Annotated in this window: 19 protein-coding genes; 9 read left to right on the top strand and 10 right to left on the bottom strand. The window is 50.2% G+C overall.

What is annotated here, in order from left to right; translation table 11 throughout:
- The first annotated feature begins 7 nt into the window (after positions 1-7).
- The 4 genes from Q399_RS0100760 (at position 8) to Q399_RS0100745 (ending at position 2,773) form a co-directional block, all read left to right on the top strand.
- Positions 8-307: a hypothetical protein gene (locus Q399_RS0100760; RefSeq protein ID WP_031564439.1), complete on the top strand. Its 300-nt coding sequence runs from the start codon at positions 8-10 to the stop codon at positions 305-307.
- Positions 308-471: 164 nt separating this feature from the next.
- Positions 472-1,176 (top strand): SOS response-associated peptidase, encoded by a 705-nt coding sequence (locus Q399_RS0100755; protein WP_031564436.1) that lies wholly within the window; start codon positions 472-474, stop codon positions 1,174-1,176.
- Positions 1,177-1,688: 512 nt separating this feature from the next.
- On the top strand, positions 1,689-2,192 hold the full coding sequence (locus Q399_RS0100750; protein WP_157836196.1) for a DUF2726 domain-containing protein: 504 nt from the start codon (positions 1,689-1,691) through the stop codon (positions 2,190-2,192).
- A gap of 287 nt (positions 2,193-2,479) precedes the next feature.
- On the top strand, positions 2,480-2,773 hold the full coding sequence (locus Q399_RS0100745) for a BrnA antitoxin family protein (protein ID WP_031564431.1): 294 nt from the start codon (positions 2,480-2,482) through the stop codon (positions 2,771-2,773).
- Positions 2,774-3,066: 293 nt separating this feature from the next.
- On the opposite strand, the gene Q399_RS0100740 is transcribed toward Q399_RS0100745, so the two are convergent.
- From Q399_RS0100740 to gyrA, 10 genes are all read right to left on the bottom strand, one after another.
- Complete coding sequence (locus Q399_RS0100740) at positions 3,067-4,785, bottom strand: potassium/proton antiporter (protein ID WP_031564429.1); 1,719 nt, start codon at positions 4,783-4,785, stop codon at positions 3,067-3,069.
- 23 nt (positions 4,786-4,808) lie between these two features.
- Positions 4,809-5,510: an orotidine-5'-phosphate decarboxylase gene (gene pyrF, locus Q399_RS0100735; RefSeq protein WP_031564427.1), complete on the bottom strand. Its 702-nt coding sequence runs from the start codon at positions 5,508-5,510 to the stop codon at positions 4,809-4,811.
- A gap of 31 nt (positions 5,511-5,541) precedes the next feature.
- On the bottom strand, positions 5,542-6,672 hold the full coding sequence (locus Q399_RS0100730) for a tetratricopeptide repeat protein (protein WP_031564425.1): 1,131 nt from the start codon (positions 6,670-6,672) through the stop codon (positions 5,542-5,544).
- Between the two features lie 4 nt (positions 6,673-6,676).
- Entirely contained in the window at positions 6,677-6,919 is a 243-nt protein-coding gene (locus Q399_RS0100725) for a lipopolysaccharide assembly protein LapA domain-containing protein (protein WP_031564423.1), read from the bottom strand.
- A 44-nt stretch (positions 6,920-6,963) separates the two neighbouring features.
- Complete coding sequence (gene ihfB / locus Q399_RS0100720) at positions 6,964-7,317, bottom strand: integration host factor subunit beta (RefSeq protein ID WP_479691986.1); 354 nt, start codon at positions 7,315-7,317, stop codon at positions 6,964-6,966.
- 3 nt (positions 7,318-7,320) lie between these two features.
- Complete coding sequence (rpsA, locus tag Q399_RS0100715; RefSeq protein ID WP_031564420.1) at positions 7,321-8,994, bottom strand: 30S ribosomal protein S1; 1,674 nt, start codon at positions 8,992-8,994, stop codon at positions 7,321-7,323.
- 100 nt (positions 8,995-9,094) lie between these two features.
- Positions 9,095-9,778: a (d)CMP kinase gene (cmk, locus tag Q399_RS0100710; RefSeq protein WP_031564417.1), complete on the bottom strand. Its 684-nt coding sequence runs from the start codon at positions 9,776-9,778 to the stop codon at positions 9,095-9,097.
- A 121-nt stretch (positions 9,779-9,899) separates the two neighbouring features.
- Positions 9,900-11,177 (bottom strand): 3-phosphoshikimate 1-carboxyvinyltransferase, encoded by a 1,278-nt coding sequence (aroA, locus tag Q399_RS0100705; RefSeq protein ID WP_031564414.1) that lies wholly within the window; start codon positions 11,175-11,177, stop codon positions 9,900-9,902.
- A complete protein-coding gene (gene serC / locus Q399_RS0100700) occupies positions 11,177-12,259 on the bottom strand; it encodes a 3-phosphoserine/phosphohydroxythreonine transaminase (RefSeq protein ID WP_031564411.1) in 1,083 nt (360 codons plus the stop codon). The genes aroA and serC overlap by 1 nt, the downstream gene beginning before the upstream one ends.
- A gap of 213 nt (positions 12,260-12,472) precedes the next feature.
- A complete protein-coding gene (gyrA, locus tag Q399_RS0100695) occupies positions 12,473-15,109 on the bottom strand; it encodes a DNA topoisomerase (ATP-hydrolyzing) subunit A (RefSeq protein WP_031564409.1) in 2,637 nt (878 codons plus the stop codon).
- 201 nt (positions 15,110-15,310) lie between these two features.
- Here gyrA and ubiG point away from each other — a divergent pair, with 201 nt between their 5' ends.
- The 5 genes from ubiG to yfaE all read left to right on the top strand — a co-directional run bounded on the left by ubiG (position 15,311) and on the right by yfaE (position 20,965).
- The gene (gene ubiG / locus Q399_RS0100690) at positions 15,311-16,036 is read left to right on the top strand and encodes a bifunctional 2-polyprenyl-6-hydroxyphenol methylase/3-demethylubiquinol 3-O-methyltransferase UbiG (protein WP_031564406.1); all 726 of its coding nucleotides are present in this window, start codon (positions 15,311-15,313) and stop codon (positions 16,034-16,036) included.
- A complete protein-coding gene (locus Q399_RS0100685; protein WP_051685636.1) occupies positions 16,030-16,713 on the top strand; it encodes an HAD family hydrolase in 684 nt (227 codons plus the stop codon). Before ubiG ends, Q399_RS0100685 begins: the two co-directional genes overlap by 7 nt.
- Positions 16,714-17,189: 476 nt before the next feature.
- Positions 17,190-19,478, top strand: coding sequence for a class 1a ribonucleoside-diphosphate reductase subunit alpha (gene nrdA, locus Q399_RS0100675; protein WP_031564400.1), 2,289 nt, complete (start codon positions 17,190-17,192; stop codon positions 19,476-19,478).
- 102 nt (positions 19,479-19,580) lie between these two features.
- A complete protein-coding gene (gene nrdB / locus Q399_RS0100670) occupies positions 19,581-20,711 on the top strand; it encodes a class Ia ribonucleoside-diphosphate reductase subunit beta (RefSeq protein WP_031564398.1) in 1,131 nt (376 codons plus the stop codon).
- Positions 20,711-20,965, top strand: coding sequence for a class I ribonucleotide reductase maintenance protein YfaE (gene yfaE / locus Q399_RS0100665; protein WP_031564396.1), 255 nt, complete (start codon positions 20,711-20,713; stop codon positions 20,963-20,965). The genes nrdB and yfaE overlap by 1 nt, the downstream gene beginning before the upstream one ends.
- Positions 20,966-21,149 lie beyond the last annotated feature (184 nt).

Here is a 21,149-nt window from a genome sequence, read left to right as displayed (position 1 = left end):
AGTGGCAATGGGTGCTGCTGCCTTTGACCAAGCCTGTGTTTATCCCCCTTGTAACCACAGGCGCGACCAACGTGAATTCCCGCTGGCGACAGCCAAAAGCAGGCGGGACTTTTTCCTGGAGTTTGCCGTGCTGGTAGAAAATGTGGTTTTTGTCCTTCGTTTCCTGTTGCTGGTATCAATGCTGACGGCATTTATCTATGTCATTTCACCAGCGGATCCTAAGCGTGACTCATTAGAGCAACGTATAGAATCTGGCGTTTTTGCTTTTGGAGCAGCCATTGGACTACTGATCCTGCAGATCTTTTAAGCTCAAACATCGTAAAAACGGCTAGAAAGGACGGCAATTAAATGAGTCAGGGCAGTGTGAGCTGCCCATTCGGCCTGCACACCAGTCCCAAATACCTGTGTACTGGCGGTCCATTAGCAGCTGCGGTTATAGTGGTGCATCGCTGATGGTTTACGGGGAAGAGCATGTGTGGGCGTCTGAATGTAACCGATAATCCATTGCTCATCGAACTACTGGAGCAGCTTGGCATACAATTGTTTTCCGCTGCTCCCGCGCAAATGCAGCTGGACTTGCCAATCAGAACAGGGCGTTTTATCTGTGCCACCAATCTGGTTTCAATCGTGTTACAACAAGACGGTCAGCGCAGGTTGCAAGACGCCGTCTGGTGGCTGTTACTGGAACCGACAGAACAGGGCTTTAAACCAGGCCCATATACCAGTTTTAATACCAGAGCTGACAAACTCCATGTACGTGGCAGCGCCGGCTTCCAGCCATTTCGCCAACAACGTTGCATCATCCCGGCCAGTGGCTTTGGTGAAACTGAAACTCTGCAAGGCGTCAACCGTTACACGGACTTTATGGGAAAGCGCGCCCTGGCTTTCGCCGGCCTGTACCGCACCTGGCTCAATAAAAGCACCGGCGAACTCACATATTCGTGTTCAATCATCACGTTAGCTCCACATCCAAAGCTAATGCCATATCACAGTAAAGCCATGCCGATGATGCTGCCATCAAGTGCTTTTGATGCGTGGCTTGATCCACACAGCAGTATCAACGAATTCGATTGCTTACTGCAGCCAAAAATCGACACAGGGCTCCTGGCAATTCCAATCAATAAACCGAGCTTGTATCAACCAATCGCAGAAGCGATTGAAATAGAGCCAGATTAGGCGCTTGATGCACTGTACATAGCATCAAATGTTGCTGACAGACTGGTTGAGTGCTGAAGTTAGAAACTCAAATAGATTAGCGGGAGTGTTCGCGGCCTTGGTGCTGACGTTAAACCTAGCGAGTTCACCAAGCCAGAGTGATGCGGTCACTCCCGCATAATTCGATTTAACATAATATACATTATGGGTTATTATGTACACTGTCAAAATGTCGATATTTTCATTAATATCAATGTTATATGTATTGCTCTAATTTAGGAAATAACTACCAAACTATCCACAGCTGATGCAGCTATCTGCAGTTTTTCATTTTACACAATCACCGCTGAGAATCAGCGCCACCTTATGTCCGCTAATGTGTTGATTATGTGAAATGCTTACCTGGCTTCTGCTAGCTAACTTAATCAAAGTTAACGACTTTTCTCTGCTGATGATCTATGGCAAATTGCATTTAGTGCTGTGCTGGTTTGCGTCCCAAGCACTGTGGAATTTTCACTGCAATGGAGAGCTTTATGTCTGATGCTGTAATGATTTTTTTCGGCGTTATTTTGCTGCTTATTGTGCTGAAGCTGTTATTTGGCAAAAACAACGCTGCTGGCCAGCCTTATCCTTATGTTCTGAACAAAACGCTGTTTAGTCCTGCTGAGCGTTCTTTTCTTGGTGTGCTGGATTTAGCCGTTGCCGATCAATACCGGATCTTCGGCAAAGTCCGGGTTGCCGATATTTTGTTACCAGGCAAAGGCCTGAACAAAAGTCACTGGAAAATTGCCTTTAATAAAATTGCCGCCAAGCATTTTGATTTTGTGCTGTGCAACAAACAAACGCTTGAAGTGATTGCCGTGATTGAACTGGATGACAAAAGCCATCAAAAAGGTAAAACCCAAAAACGAGATTTAGTGATAGCATCCGCATGTGCCAGCGCAGGTTTACCATTGATACGGTTCGCGGCACAAGCCAGCTATCAGGTGACTGAAATTCAACAGAAAATCCAGACAGAACTGTCTTTAAAAGACTAATAAAATCAGCGCCCTGCTTCGCTTTTGCCAGCTTTTTACACAGCCACAAGCGCATTACAAGCACCATTTATTTGTAGCTACAATTTGTCAAAAGCTGTTGAATTTGAATTCTAGTCAGCGCGTTATCTGATTGATGAGCGCCAAGACTATGGCGAAACCCGAATTCGGGCGCTGGGCCTGCCAAATCGGATGTGTTGGCCGTGTGCATGCCCTTGTGTTTACTGAAATCGCCGGTGGCATTCGCGTCATCAGCTTTCGCAAAGCGAATAAGCGAGAGGTAGTCGAATATGAAAAAACCAGCAGTGTCTGACCTGCCACTGGGCGAGAATCCAGAGTGGTCTGCCGGTGATGTGGAAAAATCAGTGTCTTTTGCTGGTTTGCCTGCGGCTTTACGCTCGACTTTGTCTGGCCGCGGACGCGGTCAGCAAAAAGAGCCTGTAAAGCAACTGGTGTCTGTTCGTTATAGTCAGGAAGTGATTAATAAGTTCAAGGCCACCGGTACTGGCTGGCAGACTAGGATGGATAAAGCCTTGCTGGACTGGTTAGCTGAGCATGACCCGAACGAAATCCGCATAAAGTGACTCAAACAAAAAGGCCCAATCGGGCCTTTTTTGCTTCTGGGTCTGAGGTATCAACGAAAACGGGCTGGGGTTATTAGGGGGCAAAGCCCCCTGATGAAGCGCGGAGCGCGGTAACCCAAGGCCAGTGCAGCTGGCCGCTGAAGCGAAGCTTCCTCACTGAAAAAATATGACCTTTAATTTTCATCGAGATTGATTAAAAACAAAATGTATGATGCTGCCAAATGCAAGGCTAAGGAAACCAATGAATAACTTTCCTAAAGCACCACTTACAGATACCTGTAAAACACCGGTTATCAAGCCGGTTTAATACCAACCTGCAAAATACGGTCTTGTTCATCGATTTGCCGCACAGTCAGAATGAGTTGGTCGAGCTGGACGTCGTCACCAACCACGACGCGGCGGAAAAAGCGCGCGCTGATATAATCTGAAATGGATTGTGTTGGGTCTAACTGACCAAAATCTATGGTGTAGAACGCGCCCAAATCGGCCAGTGTGATTTGACCGTTGAGGACAAATTCACCGAAGAAGTCTTGTTTGCTCTGGCTGGCTTCAGCCGCGTAACTAGACAGCACTTCACTGACTACAGCGCTGTCGGCAGCCTTAGCCATCACCATCAGTGTGTCGTTGGCTTTAAAACGCGTGCAATCCAGACATTGGATCCATTCACCATTTCGAACTATGCCTAAAAACTGCACTGAGGATGGCACCGGTAACATGGTCCAGTCGGTATCGAGTACCGGTGAATCGGCGTTGACCTGATACGCCAACACCTGCAGCACGTCTTTGCTTTGTGCGACTTCCAGCGGCATCACATAATCTGCACCAGGGGCTTTTGGTACTTCCAGTTTTAACCAACGCGCGACCGGTGCTATCGACCAACCCTGAATTAACAGCGATACAATCACTACGAAAAACGCCACGTTAAAGTACAAATCTTTATTCGGCACGCCGGCAAGCCAGGGAATTAAAGCGAGGATAATCGGCACAGCGCCGCGCAGCCCTACCCAGCTGATAAAAATCTGGTCACGTTTGGGGAAATGAAACGGCAGCAGGCTCAGCACCACAGCAAGCGGCCGCGCGACGAAAATCATCACCAGCGCCAGTGCGATAGCTGGCAGCAGATAGTCCAGCAGATCCGTTGGTGTCACCAGCAAACCCAACATCAAAAACATGATGATTTGACTAAGCCATGCCAAACCATCCTGCAAACGCAGAATATGTTGAACTGGGGCAAGCCGCGCATTGCCCACCAGAAAACCAGCAAGGTACACGGCCAAAAATCCACTACCGCCAAACTGGTTAGTCAGACCGTACAGCAACAAAGCACAGGAAATAGCAAATAACGGGAAGAACGCCGGGCTTAACGGTAACTTACGGCAAAGCCAAATCAGCGACCTGCCACCGCCCCAGCCGAACAAAGCGCCAACCAACGCCTGCTGCACAAAAACCAGCATGGTGCTCCAGCCAAGCGCTGCTTCACCTGCGACCACACTGACCAGTGTAAATGTCAGCATCACCGCCATCGGGTCGTTACTGCCCGACTCTATTTCCAGTGTCGACGCCACCCGCTCTTTGATATTAAGCCCGGCCGACTGAAAAATAGAAAACACCGCAGCAGCGTCGGTCGAGCTTAAAATAGCCCCAAGCAACAAGCCTTCTAACAAGGTGAGCTTAAACAGATACATGGCCGCAAGGCCCAAAATCAGACAGGTAATGACAACGCCGACAGTCGCGAGCGCCGCCGAAGGCGCTAACACAACTTTGACCCGGTCAGGATGCGTGCGCATCCCGCCGTCAAATAAGATAATGACCAGCGCGACTGAACCAATCAGCAGCGCCACATCGGGATTTGCAAATTGAATGCCCAAGACCCCATCTTCACCAGCCAGCATGCCCATCACCAGAAAGATCAGCAACAAAGGCGCGCCAAAGCGCGCTGAGATCAAGGTTGCAATGATACTGACCGTGAACAGCGCACCGAATATCAGAATATTGAGGTTGACTGCATCCAATAAAACATCCTTCTGAGAGCGGTTTAAACCGCGCTTAATTCCCGATAAATCGCCTGTAAAGCGGCCAGCGGATCAGCCGCTTTGGTAATAGGCCGGCCAATCACCATATAATCAACACCCACAGCGACAGCTTGTGCCGGCGTCATCACGCGTTTTTGGTCATCCGCACCGGCAAATGCCGGGCGAATACCAGGCGTAACTAATTGAAATTCTTTACCAAATTGCTGTTTCAGCAGGCTTGCTTCATGCGCTGAACAGACCACGCCGTCCAAGCCCGCTTGCTGCGTCAGGCCCGCAAGTTTCAGCACCTGCTGTTCAGGCGTCAAGGTGATGCCCAATTCGAGTAAATCAGCCTGCTCCATCGACGTCAACACAGTCACGGCAATCAGCAGTGGCTTGTCAGCGCCATAGCTTTGCAGTGCTTCACGTGCCGCCACCATCATCCGGCTACCGCCACTGGCATGCACGTTGACCATCCAGACGCCAAGATCTGCCGCGGCTTTTACCGCTTTTGCTACTGTGTTTGGAATATCGTGAAATTTTAAATCGAGGAACACGTCAAAGCGGCGTTGTTGTAGTTCACGGACAAAATCGGGGCCGAAATGGGTAAACATCTCTTTGCCGACTTTTAACCGGCACAGAGTTGGGTCAAGCTGGCTCACCAGATTTAATGCTGCGCCTTGGTCTTCATAATCCAGCGCCACCACAACAGGGCTTAATTGCATAACGATAATTCCACTAACAGAAAGGGCAAGATTAGCGGCCGTCAATGCCGCCCAGAGGTTCAACCGTCTCCCATTGCTGGCAGGACGGACATAACCAGTATTGCTGCCGGGTTTTAAAACCGCAATTGCGGCAGCTATACAGGATTTTCGTATCAAGATAGGCGCGCACCAGGCCGTCGATGGCCTGTAGGGCTTCCATCTGCGTTGGCTGATTTAGCTGCCTGATTTGCAGCAACCGCTGGAATAAACGAATATTCGGCTGTTGCTGCAGTTTTTCCAGCAGCAGCTGTTCACCCGCCGCAGGCGAGCCGGTCTGCACCAGCCAGTCGCACATAAAGATAGTGGCTGTGATGTTTTTATTTTTGTGTACCAGCTGGCTTAACAACGGATACCACTCGTCTTCCGGCAATTGGCAGCGTTGTAGTTCCGGCAGAATATCAGCAGCCCACTGTGGTTTTTGTGTCAGCACCGATTTATAGGCCACAGCGGCGTCGGCCAATGACTGCTCGGCTAATAGTTTTCTTGCCAGCTGCAGCCTTGGCCTAATTGCCTGCGGATATTTTTGCGCCAAAATACGTAGCGCCATCACATCCATCGGCTTTTTCTGGTCTTCGCAGCGCATATTGGCGAGCGCAATCCGCAACGAACGCGAATCAGTTTTATCCACTTGCGGCGCAAAATCAGCAGCCTTATGCCAGTCATGCGTCACGACAAAAATGGCAAATAGTTGTTTTAACGCGGTTTCCTGCAACGGGTCGCTATCAACCAGCTTTCGCAATAAACTTTCAGCGCGGTCATACAAACCGGCGGAAAAATAGTCTTTCGCCAGTTCCAGCTGAATCTGCTGGGCCTGTGCTTTGGGGAGCTTTAACTGGTGTAATTTTTCATGAATGCGGATAGCTTTATCCCAATCGCCCTTGCGCCGGAATAAGTTGGCCAGTGCCAGATAGGTATCAATAGTCGCAGCTTCGATATCGAGCAATTGCAGCAGCTGCTCAATCGCTTTGTCTTCCTGATCGGTCAGCAGGAAATTTAACCCGGAGGACAGGTTTTTCGCGACGTTTGCTTTGTTTTTCAGCTCTTCCTGCCGCAGACTGTTGCGGCCAAAAAACCAGCCATAAGCGGCGGCAACAGGCAACAACAGAAATAGCAGTTCAAGCATAGGATCAGGTCTTGCTCATCGCCCGGTTAATCCAGCGTTTGGTACGCAACTTCACCAGAATTGTCAAAGACAGGCTCAGACCGATGGCAAAGCCGAGCAGTAAAAATAACAGGGCGATATCGACAACCCGCAGCTCAGCTTTGGCAATAAAATAGTTTAATTCAGCGACTTGCTGGTTGATTGAGCCGAAAAACAGACCAATCAGGATGAGCACAGAAAAACACAGGAAAAAAATCAGCTTTCTCAAACTCGGCTCCGTTAGCACCGTCGCTGCATCAGCGCGGACAAGACTCAGGTATTTTCTTTGACGCGGTCGCGTAATTCTTTACCTGGTTTAAAATGCGGGACGTATTTACCGTCAAGTTCAACTTTGTCGCCGGTTTTCGGATTGCGACCTACCCGTGGAGCTCTGAAGTGTAAGGAGAAACTACCGAAACCGCGGATCTCAATGCGCTCGTTCGCAGCGAGAGAACCGGCCATTTGCTCGAGAATTTCTTTAACGGCGGACTCAACATCTTTTACCTGGATATGAGGAAAATCAGTTGCTAACTTTTCGATCAACTCAGATTTGGTCATAAGGACTCCGCTTACACTGTTGCTGGAAAATGCCGGTTGAGGCAAATGCCCCAACCGACCGGCTTGCATCAATTACTCAGATTTCTGAGCTGCTTTGAATGCTTCAGCCATTGCGTTACCACCAAAAGCAGAATCGTCCTGCTTGATTGATTCTAACGCTTCTTTCTCTTCAGCTTCGAACTTGGCTTTGATTGACAGGCTGATCACGCGGTTTTTGCGGTCAACACCCATCAGGCGAGCTTCAACTTCTTCACCTACTTTCAGCGCAGTAGTTGCGTCTTCGATACGCTCACGAGCGATATCAGAAACGCGAACATAACCTTCTACGCCGCCTTCCAGTAATACTGTCGCGCCTTTCGCGTCAACTGCAGTTACTGTACCTTTAACGATAGCACCTTTTTTGTTATCAGCAAGATAGCCGTTGAACGGGTCTTCGTCTAATTGCTTGATGCCTAAAGAGATACGCTCGCGCTCTGGGTCAACTTGCAGAACAACGGCAGACACTTCGTCGCCTTTCTTGAATTCACGTACGGCGTCTTCGCCTGTTGAATTCCAGCTGATGTCTGACAGGTGAACCAGGCCGTCAATGCCGCCGTCCAGACCAATGAAGATACCGAAGTCAGTGATTGACTTGATCTTACCGGAAACGCGGTCGCCTTTGTTGAAGCCTTTAGCAAACTCTTCCCATGGGTTGGCTTTGCACTGTTTCAGACCTAAAGAAATACGACGACGTTCTTCGTCGATTTCCAGAACCATAACTTCCACTGAATCACCTAAGTTAACAACTTTAGATGGGTGGATGTTTTTGTTGGTCCAGTCCATTTCTGAAACGTGTACCAGACCTTCAACGCCTTCTTCGATTTCAACGAAGCAGCCGTAATCGGTCAGGTTGGTTACGCGACCAGTGATGCGAGCACCTTCTGGGTAACGAGAAGCGATAGCTGCCCATGGATCTTCGCCCATCTGTTTCAGACCCAGAGAAACACGTTGCTTCTCGCGGTCGAACTTCAGAACTTTTACCGGGATTTCGTCGCCAACATTGACGATTTCGCTTGGGTGCTTAACGCGTTTCCAAGCCATGTCAGTGATGTGCAGTAAGCCGTCTACGCCACCCAGGTCAACGAATGCACCGTAGTCAGTCAGGTTCTTAACGATACCTTTGACTTCCATGCCTTCTTCCAGGTTTTGCAGCAGAGTATCGCGCTCAGCTGAGCTTTCAGATTCGATAACAGCGCGGCGAGAAACTACAACGTTGTTACGCTTCTGATCTAATTTGATGACTTTGAACTCAAGTTCTTTGTGTTCTAAGTGCAGCGTGTCACGTACTGGACGGACATCGACTAATGAACCAGGCAGGAATGCACGGATACCGTCAACTTCGACAGTGAAACCGCCTTTAACTTTGCCAGTGATAACACCGATAACGGTGGCTTTTTCTTCACAAGCTTTTTCCAGGCGTACCCAGGACTCGTGACGTTTGGCTTTTTCGCGAGACAGTAATGTCTCACCGAAACCATCTTCAACTGCGTCCAGAGCTACGTCGATGATGTCACCAACGTTCACTTCAACTTCGCCAGCCAGGTTTTTGAATTGTTCAACCGGGATCGCAGCTTCAGATTTCAGACCGGCGTCAACCAGTACTACGTCTTTGTGGATTGCTACGATAGTGCCCTTAACGATTGAACCTGGGCGAGTTTCGATAGTCTTGAGGCTTTCCTCAAATAATTGTGCAAAATTTTCAGTCATTTTTCACTGTTTCGGTTAGTTGCTCCACCTTAGGTCCATATTGGGTGGGGTTGCTTAATTTACCGCGAGGCATCCATGTCTGCGGCTGTCCAAAGTAATGTCAGGCCTGGTTCAACTGCTTCTTCATGAAGCTCAGGACTTCTGCCAACACTTGTTCAATAGATTTATCGGTCGAATCCAGCAGGTACGCATCAGCAGCCGGTTTCAGCGGCGCCACCGCACGATTCATATCGCGCTCGTCCCTTGCCTGAATTTCGCTCAAAAGGTCGCCGATGTTAACATCATGGCCCTTTTGTTTCAACTCTAAATAACGCCGTCTGGCGCGCTCTTCAGCCGCGGCGGTCAAGAAGATTTTTACTTCAGCACCAGGGAAAACCACAGTCCCCATATCACGGCCGTCGGCGACTAAACCCGGAGCTTCGCGGAAGGCGCGTTGGCGGCGTAATAAGGCTTCTCGGACGCGTGGTAATGAGGCAATTTTTGAGGCAACGGAGCCGACTTCTTCGGTGCGGATAGTATGAGTGACGTTTTCGCCTTCGAGCGTAATACGCACATTGCCGGCATCGTCCGAGTTAAACTGAACATCCAGGTGTGCAGCCAGTGGTTGCAGTGCTTCTTCGTCATCGGCAGCGATGTCGTGATGAATAGCTGCAAGCGCCAGTACCCGGTAGATTGCGCCGCTGTCGAGCAGGTGCCAGCCTAATTGTTGGGCGACCAGACGGCAAATTGTGCCTTTACCGGAACCGCCGGGGCCGTCAATCGTGATGACCGGAATACTCTGCATGCTGCCTCCAGATAACTGGTAAAACCACTAAAGGCCGGCATTATACAGACAAATGTTAAAAAAAGCGCGGTTTCTCTAAGAAAAACCGCGCCTTAGCGTCACTTGATATTGGTTACGCGTTTTAGGTTGCTAAGCCGTTAAACACTTCAAAATACTGCGGAAATGTTTTGCGGGTGCAATCCGGATCTTCAATAGTCACACCACAATCGGCAAAAGCCAACATTGAGAAACACATGGCCATGCGATGGTCATTGTAAGTGGCGATACTGGCGTGTTGGATCTGAGCCGGTGGCGTCACTTTCAGGTAGTCTTCGCCTTCTTCCACTTCGGCACCGACTTTACGCAGTTCCGTCGCCATCGCATGCAAACGGTCTGTTTCTTTGACGCGCCAGTTATAGACGTTTCGGATCAGCGTCGGTCCTTTAGCGAATAACGCTGTCGTAGCAATGGTCATAGCCGCATCAGGAATGGCGTTGTAATCACGATCGATGCCATTTAATTGGTTTCGCGTAACCGAAATATAGTCATCGCCCCATTCCACGGTCGCGCCCATCGCTTCCAGCGCATCAGCAAAGCGAATGTCGCCTTGCACTGCGTGTTTGCCGATACCAGTGACTTTGACACTGCCGCCAATGGCCGCTGCGGCAAGGAAATAACTGGCAGACGATGCGTCGCCTTCAACCAGCCAGTTGCCCGGAGAGACATATTGTTGGCGGCCGGCAATGACAAACTTCTGATAATTCTGGTTATCGATAGTCACACCAAAGCGGCTCATCAGTGCCAGTGTGATATCGATATAGGGTTTAGATACCAAGTCACCCACGATCTCGATTTCACTGTCATCTGCTAATAAAGGTGCAACCATCAGCACAGCAGTTAAAAACTGGCTGGAAATACTACCATCAATTTTTACAGTGCCACCGCTTAAGGCTTTGCCACGGATCTGCAGCGGCGGGAAACCGTCTTGCTGCAAATAGCTGATATCGGCGCCAAGCTGGCGCAGCGCGTCAACCAAGTGCCCAATAGGCCGCTCGTACATCCGTGGCTCGCCAGTCAAAGTGACATCCACATTTGACGCTGCCAGCGCAGCCGTTAATGGCCGCATCGCTGTGCCGGCATTACCGAGAAAAAGCTCCAGTGGCGCCGGATGATGGAATAACCCACCGAGGCCCTGAACCACACATTTACTTTTACAATCAGACAGCTGATAGGACACACCCAACGCCGTCAGTGCATTGAGCATATGTTCGATATCGTCGCTGTGCAGCAGATTGCTGATCCGAGTTTCGCCCTTTGCCAGTGCGGCCAGCAGCAACACCCGGTTAGAGATACTTTTTGAACCCGGTAAATGTACTGTGCCTTGTACGCCGTTGATTTTCTGCAGGGTTAAGGTCTTCATCAGCCGTTCACCCGCTCAAATTCACGCATAAAAGTGACAAGCGTCTGCACGCCTTCCAGCGGCATAGCATTGTAAATGCTGGCGCGCATGCCCCCCACCATTCGGTGGCCTTTCAAGGCCAATAAACCGTTGGCTTCAGCCTCAGCAACGAACTTGTCATTGAGGCGCTCATCGGCCAGCAAAAACGGCACATTCATCCAGGAACGGTAACGCGTATCCACGTCATTGCGATAAAAATCGCTTTGGTCGACATAGTTGTATAGCGTTTGCGCCTTCAGCTGATTCAGCTTGCCCATTGCTTCGACGCCGCCCTGACGCTTTAGCCACTGGAAGACCAGCCCGGCCAGATACCAGGCATAAGTCGGCGGTGTGTTAAACATTGAGTCGTTTTCGGCCGCCAGACGATAATCCAGCACGGCCGGAATTGCCGCTCCGGCTGGCGGTAACAAATCTTCGCGCACCAGCGCCAACGTCAGGCCTGAAGGGCCGATATTTTTCTGCGCGCCGGCATAAATGACGCCATAACGGCTAACATCGATAGGCCGCGATAAAATCGTTGAAGATAAGTCGGCTACCAGTGGCACCTGTGTTTGCGGCAAATCAGTAAATTCGAGGCCGTCGACGGTTTCGTTCGGACAAAAATGCACAAAAGCCGATTTTGCATCCAGATGCCAGTCGGCTGCAGCTTTGAGGCTACGCAGGCCATCTTCGGTTTTCTGCGCAATACCCTGAACGGCAATAGTGCCAAATTTGTGCGCTTCTTCAGCGGCAGCTTTCGACCAGGCGCCGGAAACGATGTAGTCAGCGCTTTGGCCGGCTTTGAGTAAATTCAGCGGCACCGCAGAAAACTGGCCGCGGCCACCACCGTGCATAAACAGCACTTTATAATTGGCCGGCACCTGTAATAAATCGCGTAAGTCTTGCTCTGCCTGTGCCGCGACTTTAATAAAGTCTTTGCCACGATGGCTCATTTCCATAATGGAACAACCCCGGCCATGCCAGTTGATCAGCTCTTCCTGCGCTTGCTGCATCACTTCCACCGGCAACATTGCCGGACCGGCACAAAAGTTATAGGTCGTCATTTTTACCTCATTGCGTCAAACATAATATTCGCGGATTAAAACGGGCTTGGGACCTGGCGGCAGACTTTGACGGTTTTGTTATTATCGAAGTACCGGCACTGCAGCAATTTTCGCCATCTGGATGGCTCAATTTATGAGGCTCACTGTATCGCATTTTACGACCGGCAGAAACCCGCAGACAGAAAAAAGGCACCCGCAGGTGCCTTTTCGAATTTACTCTTCTGAGTCGTCCGCGGTATCCGCTTCGACTTCAACATCGACCCGGTTCTGCGCATCCAGCTGCTGCACTTCTGCTTCTGCCGCAGCCAGCTCCTCAGCATCCTGAATTTCGTCGATACGCTGTACGCCTACGACTTTTTCATTTTCCTGGGTACGGATCAGAATGACGCCAGCGGTATTACGACCGACTTGTGACACTTCTTTCACGCGGGTCCGCACCAGTGTGCCTTTGTTCGAGATCAGCATGATTTCATCGAGCGCGTTAACCTGCACAGCGCCTACCACCAGACCATTACGCTCTGACACTTTGATCGACACCACACCCTGCGTTGCACGGCTCTTCTCTGGATACTGGTCTAACGGTGTGCGTTTGCCATAACCGTTTTCAGTGACAGTCAGAATAGCGCCATCCGACTTCGGCACAATTAATGACACCACAGAGCCGTTTTCACGCAGTTTGATACCGCGAACGCCGGTCGCGGTGCGGCCCATGCCACGCACTTGTTCTTCGTGGAAACGCACCACTTTACCGTCGTCAGAGAACAGCATGATTTGGCTGTTGCCGTCCGTGATATCCACGCCAATCAACTGGTCACCTTCGTTCAGATTCACGGCGATAATGCCGTTCGAACGTGGCCGTGAGTATTCGGTCAGCGCAGTTTTCTTCACTGTGCCGTTGGCAGTCGCCATAAAGACAAACTTGCCTTCTTCGTATTCGCGTACCGGCAGAATGGCGGTGATGCGCTCGTTTTCTTCCAGCGGCAACAGGTTGACGATAGGTTTACCGCGCGCCTGACGCGATGCCAGCGGCAGTTGATACACCTTGAGCCAATAGAGGCGACCACTGTCAGAGAAACACAAAATAGTGTCGTGCGTGGAGGCAATCAGTAACTGGTCGACGAAGTCTTCGTCTTTGACAGTCGTTGCCGCTTTACCACGGCCACCGCGACGCTGTGCTTCATAATCGGTCAGCGCCTGATATTTGGCGTAACCCAAGTGCGACAAGGTCACAACGACATCTTCTTCGGCAATCAAATCTTCCATATTGATATCCAGCGCATTGTCCTGGATCTCAGTACGGCGGGCATCGCCATATTGCAGTTTCGCGGCCTCTAATTCTTCACAAATCACTTCCATCAACCGGACTGAACTGGCAAGGATATGCAGCAATTCAGCGATTAAATCCAGCAGTTCTTTGTATTCGCCGAGGATTTTTTCGTGTTCAAGGCCGGTTAATTTATGCAGACGTAAATCCAGGATGGCCTGAGCTTGTTGTTCAGTCAGGTAATAATAGCCATCACGGATACCGAAATGCGCTTCCAGCCATTCCGGACGGGCAGCACTTTCACCGGCACGCTCCAGCATTTCCTGCACGTTACCCAGTTTCCAGCCGCGTGAGACTAAACCAGATTTGGCATCTGACGGGCTGTTCGACGTTTTAATCAGTTCGATGATTTCATCGATATTGGTCAGCGCAATCGCCAGACCTTCTAAGATATGCGCGCGGTCACGGGCTTTTTTCAGGTCGTAGACGGTACGGCGTGTCACCACTTCGCGGCGGTGCAGCACAAAACACTCAAGAATTTCTTTCAGGCCCAGTAACTTCGGCTGGCCCTGATCCAGTGCCACCATGTTGATACCAAACACAGTTTGCATCTGAGTATTGGCATATAAATGGTTCAGCAGCACATCACTCGATTCGCCGCGTTTGACTTCAATAACAATGCGCATACCGTCTTTGTCAGACTCGTCGCGCAGCGCACTGATGCCTTCAATGCGTTTTTCTTTGACCAGTTCGGCGATTTTTTCAATCAGACGCGCTTTGTTGACCTGATACGGAATTTCAGTGACGACAATCGACTCACGGCCTGATTTGTCATCCGTTTCGATGTGGGTTTTAGCGCGGATATAGACTTTGCCGCGGCCAGTGCGGTAAGCCTCTTCGATACCACGGCGGCCGTTAATAATAGCGGCAGTCGGGAAATCCGGGCCCGGGATATGTTCCATCAGCTCCGGAATAGTGATGTCCGGATTAGCGATAATAGCCAGACAGGCATTAATCACTTCAGTGATGTTGTGTGGCGGAATGTTGGTCGCCATACCGACCGCGATACCGCTGGAACCATTGATCAGTAAGTTAGGGATTTTGGTCGGCAATACAGCCGGGATTTGTTCAGTGCCGTCGTAGTTCGGCACAAAATCAACCGTTTCTTTGTCTAAATCAGCCAGCAATTCCTGGGTGATTTTGGCCATCCGCACTTCGGTATAACGCATGGCTGCGGCAGAGTCGCCGTCAACAGAACCGAAGTTACCCTGGCCATCAACCAGCATATAACGCAAAGAAAACGGCTGGGCCATCCGGACTATGGTGTCGTACACAGCACTGTCACCATGCGGGTGGTATTTACCGATGACGTCACCGACCACACGGGCAGATTTTTTGTAGGCTTTATTCCAGTCGTTACCGAGTTCTTTCATTGCGAATAAAACACGGCGGTGCACTGGCTTCAAACCGTCGCGCACATCCGGCAACGCCCGGCCGACGATTACGCTCATCGCGTAATCCAGATAAGAGTTCTTTAATTCTTCTTCAATATTGATGGGAACAATTTCTTTGGCCAGATTTGTCATAAAAAGCGTTATATCCCTTAAAATCAGTGGGTTGGCTTGCGTATAGTTGTTATCTCGGCAAACCACGAACAGGGGATTCTAACACAATAGCGCCATGTTGCCATGATCATGTGTGGCAACTTTTTAGCACCGCTTTGGCGTGTGCATTGCGTGTTCAGACTAAGCCTTTATAATGGCCGCAAATTTCTCCCGGACTGCCTTATGACTGAGTTCACTTCCCCCGCGCCTGCCAATGTCGATCAGGCTGAAATTAATAAGTTTAATGAGCTGGCTTCCCGTTGGTGGGACCCGGCCGGTGAATTTAAACCGCTACACCAGTTAAACCCGACCCGGCTCAGTTATATCAGTGATCAGGTGCAGGGTTTATTCGGCAAGCAGGTAGTCGATGTGGGCTGTGGCGGCGGTATTCTGGCAGAAAGTATGGCCAAAGCCGGCGCTGTGGTGACTGGCATCGATATGGCACCGGAATCATTAGCCGTCGCTAAGTTGCACGCATTGGAAGCCGGCGTCAGTGTCAGTTATCAGCAAAGTACTGCTGAGCAGTTCGCAGCTGCACATCCGGCACAATTTGAACTGGTCACCTGCATGGAAATGCTCGAGCACGTGCCGGCGCCGGCCTCTGTCGTGCAGGCCTGTGCAGATTTAGCCGCGCCGGGCGCTACGCTGGTGTTTTCCACCCTCAATAAAACCGCCAAAAGTTATTTGTTTGCCATTCTCGGCGCTGAGCATCTGCTGAAATTGGTGCCCAAAGGCACACACGATTTCCAGAAATTTATCCGCCCGTCTGAACTGATGCGGTTTATTGAAGCGGCCGGCCTGGAGCTGGTTGATTGCACCGGACTGCACTATAACCCGCTCAATCAAAGCTTCCGAATTGGTGATGGCGTCGACGTGAATTATTTCGTGGTGGCGCACAAACCATGCTGATCTCAGTAAAAACCGGTCAGCCACTGCGGCCGGCCAAGGCCGTGTTATTTGATTTAGACGGGACCTTAGTCGACACCGCGGATGATTTAGGCGCAGCGCTCAATCATGTGTTGGTCAAATACGGCTTTGCGCCTGTGACCGCCGAGCGATATCGGCCTGTGGCGTCGCATGGCGCAAAAGGTTTATTAGAGCTGGGTTTTGGTCATTCACTACGCGAGTTCCCCTTTACCACGTTGCGCAATGAGTTACTGGATTATTATCAGCAGCATTTAACAGTGCACAGCAAGCTGTTTGGCGGTGCGGATCAATTTCTGCCGCTACTGAGCGAAAGCCAAATTCCCTGGGGCATTGTGACCAATAAGCCTTATAAGCTGGCTGCAGCAATGCTCAGGCAAATGCGCGGTATGGAACAATGCCAAATCCTGCTCGGTGGCGACAGTTTACATCAGCGTAAACCCAGTCCGGTGCCACTGTGGGTGGCGGCGCATAAAATGGGTGTGGCAGCCGCAGATTGCTGGTATATCGGCGATGCCGAGCGCGATATCGAAGCTGCGAACCGCGCTGGCATGACATCCATCATTGCCGACTATGGTTTTATCGCCACTACAGATACCCCAGAGCTGTGGGGAGCCGATTGCCGGGTCGACCACTTACTGGCACTGAAGCCGGCTTTGTAGTTTGTCAGACTTGAGGAAATAAACCGCCACTCTGGCGGTTTATTTCTGTGTGGTACATCGCTTTTTACTTACCGGGTATTTACCCTTTGTTTGCAGCACCGCTCAGCTTTTCAGCAGACGTCTGGCCGCATGCTGTTTGCTTTTCAGTCAGTGCTTTTTACTTTTTAACCGATCAATTTAATTCTGTTTTTTTTGTGCGGATCGCTTGCTTCCTGCGATCCGTTCAACCACCCGAAGCTGACAAGTTAGTGACCACTGACATAGCAAAAATCAAGCCCATTTTCACAAAATTTTTAGGGTTGCATTCGAATTTGATCCACCTTATCTTGTGATTCGTTATGCTTTTAGCCCTATATCTAGTGCTTCCGGTTTTATCGCCCCCCAAGGCGCCGGACAGCCCTTCTCTTGCGGGCAGGCAGCCTGACAGCAGTCAGCGACAACCCTAAAAATTACAACTAAGACGGAACTCTTTCGCAATGAATCAGCCATTATACGTAACCAAAAGAGACGGTACCCGCGAGCCTCTGGACCTTGATAAAATTCACCGCGTCATCGACTGGGCGGCCGAAGGTCTGCAAAATGTATCTGTCTCTCAGGTTGAACTGAAATCTCACATTCAGTTTTACGATGGCATCAAAACTGCGGATATCCACGAAACTATTATTAAAGCTGCCGCCGATCTGATCTCTAAAGAAACGCCGGACTATCAGTACATGGCCGCCCGCCTTGCAGTGTTTCACCTGCGCAAAAAAGCCTATGGCCAGTTTGAACCGCCAAAGCTGTACGACCATGTCGTGCAGATGGTGGAAACCAAGCGCTATGACGCCCATATTCTGGCCGATTACAGCAAAGAAGAAATTGACCAGATTGACAGTTTTATTGACCACAACCGTGACATGAACTTCAGCTACGCAGCCGTCAAACAGCTCGAAGGTAAGTACCTGGTGCAAAACCGCGTCACAGGTCAGATTTATGAAAGCGCGCAGTTCCTCTATATCCTGGTCGCTGCCTGCCTGTTTGCCAATTATCCAAAAGCCACCCGTTTGGATTACCTGCGCCGTTTTTACGATGCGGTGTCGCTGTTTAAGATATCGCTGCCAACACCTATTATGTCGGGCGTACGCACGCCAACCCGCCAATTCAGCTCTTGTGTGCTGATTGAATGTGGTGACAGCCTGGATTCTATTAACGCCACCTCAAGCGCTATCGTCAAATACGTCAGCCAGCGCGCCGGCATCGGCATCAACGCTGGTCGCATCCGTGCACTGGGTAGCCCAATTCGCAATGGCGAAGCCTTCCACACCGGCTGTATTCCGTTTTACAAACACTTCCAGACTGCCGTGAAGAGCTGCTCACAAGGCGGCGTACGTGGTGGCGCTGCCACCCTGTTTTACCCACTGTGGCATTTAGAAGTAGAAAGTTTGCTGGTACTGAAAAACAACCGCGGTGTCGAAGAAAACCGCGTACGTCATCTCGACTACGGCGTGCAGTTTAATCGCCTGATGTATCAGCGTCTGATTAAAGACGAAATGATCACGCTGTTCAGCCCATCTGACGTGCCAGGCCTGTACGATGCGTTTTTTGAAGATCAGGACCTGTTCGAGCAGCTGTATGTCAAATACGAAAACGACGGTTCTATCCGCAAAAAACGTATGAAAGCGCTGGAGCTGTTCACGTTGTTTATGCAGGAGCGCGCGTCGACCGGCCGCATTTATCTGCAGAACGTTGACCACTGCAACACGCACAGCCCGTTTAATCCGAAGTTCGCCCCGGTGCGCCAGAGTAACCTCTGTCTGGAAATCGCGCTGCCGACCAAGCCATTAAATGACGTCAACGATCCAAACGGTGAAATTGCGTTGTGTACGCTGTCTGCTTTTAACCTCGGCGCGATTGAGCATTTAGGTGAGCTGGAAGAGCTGGCAGAACTGGCGGTGCGCGCACTGGACAGCCTGCTGGATTATCAGGATTACCCAATCCCTGCGGCGTTCCAGGCGTCGATGAACCGCCGTACTTTGGGCGTTGGTGTTATTAACTACGCCTATTATCTGGCAAAAAATGGTGTCAAATACTCAGATGGTTCTGCCAATGCACTGACGCACCGCACTTTTGAAGCCATTCAGTATTATCTGATGAAAGCCTCAAACAAGCTGGCGCAGGAATTTGGCCCTTGCCCGCTGTTTAATGAAACCACTTATTCTGAAGGTATCATGCCGATTGATACCTACAAAAAAGATCTGGATAAAGTCTGTAACGAAGCGCTGCAGCTGGACTGGGAGCAACTGCGTAAAGACGTGGTCAAACATGGTCTGCGCAACTCAACCCTGTCAGCGCTGATGCCGTCAGAAACCTCGTCGCAAATCAGTAATGCGACGAACGGTATTGAACCGCCACGTGGCCATATCAGTATCAAAGCCAGTAAAGATGGCATTCTGAAGCAAGTGGTACCAGAGTATGAACGACTGAAAAACCAATATGAATTGCTGTGGGATATGCCAAGCAATGATGGTTACATCAGCCTGGTGGCCATTATGCAGAAGTTCGTCGACCAGACAATTTCTGCCAACACTAACTATGATCCGGCCAAGTTCGACGGTGGCAAAGTGCCGATGAAGGTGTTGCTGAAAGACTTACTGACAGCCTACAAACTCGGCGTGAAGACGATGTACTATCACAACACCCGTGACGGCGCATCAGATGTGCAGGAAGATATCAAGCCTGCAGCCGCTGAAGATGATGGCTGCGCCGGCGGCGCCTGTAAGATCTGATAAAAAATTGATTGCAAGAGCGGAGCCCGGTGCTCCGCTTTGTTGTGTCAGCAACCGCATTGCTGATCCTGTATTTCTAAAAGTATAAAAACGAGAGAATCCATGACCTATACCACTTTTAACCGGACCAACAATGATCAGCTGAAAGAGCCGATGTTTTTTGGCAACTCGGTAAACGTGTCGCGCTACGACCAACAGAAATACGGCATTTTCGAAAAATTAATCGAAAAGCAGCTGAGTTTCTTCTGGCGGCCGGAGGAAGTGGATGTCAGTAAAGACCGGATCGATTTCCAGCATTTGCCGGATCATGAAAAACATATTTTTATCAGCAACCTGAAGTACCAGACCTTACTCGACTCAGTACAAGGCCGCTCGCCCAACGTGGCGTTACTACCGATTGTGTCCTTGCCGGAACTGGAAACCTGGATCGAAACCTGGGCCTTCAGTGAAACCATTCACAGCCGTAGCTACACCCACATTGTGCGTAATATCACCACTGAGCCGCACAAAATTTTCGACGACATTCTGCTGAACGAAAAAATCATCGAACGCGCAGATGAAGTGACGCGGTATTATGACGAACTGATTGCGTCGATTAACCTGTATCACCTGTGTGGTGAAGGCACGCATCAAGTTAACGGCGAGCGCCGCTCGGTGTCGCTGCGTGAACTGAAACGACAGCTGTACCTATGCATCATGTCGGTGAATGTATTAGAAGCCATCCGTTTTTATGTCAGCTTTGCCTGTAGTTTTGCCTTCGCCGAGCGCGAACTGATGGAAGGCAACGCGAAAATCATCAAACTGATCGCCCGTGACGAAGCCCTGCATCTCACTGGTACTCAGCACATGCTGAACATTATGGCCGCCGGCGAGGATGACCCGGAAATGGGTGAAATCGCGAAGGAATGTGAGGAACAGGCTTATGCCATTTTCCGTCGCGCTGCGGAGCAGGAAAAAGAATGGGCTGAGTTTTTATTTAAAGACGGCTCGATGATTGGTCTGAACAAAGACATTCTTTGTCAGTACGTTGAATACATTACCAATATCCGTATGGCTGCCATTGGCCTGAAGCCGATTTTCAGCACCACACAAAACCCTATTCCATGGATTAATGCCTGGCTGGTGTCAGACAACGTGCAGGTCGCGCCACAGGAATCTGAGATCAGCTCTTATCTGGTTGGTCAGATTGATAATGAAGTCGACGGCGCTGACTTTGGCGACTTTGATCTCTGATGCATCGGATCCGGCTACAGGATGGCAGCAGTTTTGATTTTGACCCGCAAAGTCCGAACTTGCTGACCAGTCTGGAGCAACAAAAATACCAGGTCAATTTCCACTGCCGTGCCGGCTTTTGCGGCGCCTGCCGCTGCAAACTACTTTCTGGTCAAATCAGCTACCTGGAAGAGCCACTGGCTTTTGTCCGTAAAGGCGAGTTTTTGCCCTGCTGTAGTGTGCCAGCTTCGGATTTAGATATTGAAATTCCGTAGAGCGGCTGAGCTAGCAAAACGCAGACACGCCGTGAACACTCCAGGGGCCCACAGCCGTGTAGGCTCATCATCCGCTGTCCCTGCGGTTGACGGTCTGCTTATTTCGCTACCACAGCTCGCTTCTGCAAGTTCACTTAAATCGCGTGGCTCTTTTAACGCACAAAAAAGCCTGCAACAGCAGGCT

The organism is Rheinheimera texasensis DSM 17496 (assembly GCF_000711985.1).
GTDB classification, from domain to species: domain Bacteria; phylum Pseudomonadota; class Gammaproteobacteria; order Enterobacterales; family Alteromonadaceae; genus Pararheinheimera; species Pararheinheimera texasensis.
Note: the sequence above shows the minus strand (reverse complement) of the source record. Positions and strands in the feature narration are given on the sequence as shown.